This window comes from Falsihalocynthiibacter sp. CO-5D18, assembly GCF_041205445.1.
In the GTDB taxonomy this organism is placed as follows: Bacteria; Pseudomonadota; Alphaproteobacteria; order Rhodobacterales; family Rhodobacteraceae; genus Falsihalocynthiibacter; species Falsihalocynthiibacter arcticus.
On the sequence record NZ_JBGFCF010000087.1, the window covers coordinates 1 to 500 of the forward strand.

Sequence of the window (500 nt, forward strand, 5' to 3'; positions counted from 1 at the left end):
AAGCAAGCATGCAAACACTTGTTTTGTCAGCAAAATCCAAGGATGCGTTGCGTGAAATGAAAGACACGCTCGCGGATGCGCTTGACCTACCAACGGCACCTGCTTTGGCGGATATCGCATTCACCTTACAAGACGGCAGAGCGCCATACGAATATCGCCTCTCGGTATCGGGCGAGGACCACGGCACCGTTGCTGCCAAATTGCGTCAAGCGGCTTTGCCGCGCAATGCGGCCCTATCTGGATCGCCTGAGGTGTCGTTCATGTTCCCGGGTCAAGGAGCCCAATACCCCAACATGGGCAGCGGGCTTTATGCACAAGAGCCTGAATTCGCACGTTGGATTGATCTAGGTGCCGAAATCCTACAGCCCATCCTCGGCCTCGATGTGAAAACAATGTTATGCTATGGCGATCCTTCTGACAAAGACCTTGCCGCGGCCTTGCGCGAAACACGTCTGACACAACCCGCGCTTTACCTCACACAATAAGCCTGCGCGCGGCTT

1 protein-coding gene is annotated in these 500 nt (G+C 55.0%); it reads left to right on the forward strand.

Going from position 1 to position 500, the window contains the following annotated elements:
- The coding region (locus tag AB9F27_RS22040) for an acyltransferase domain-containing protein (protein WP_369758224.1) at nucleotides 1-485 on the forward strand (485 nt) is incomplete at its 5' end.
- Nucleotides 486-500: the final 15 nt, after the last annotated feature.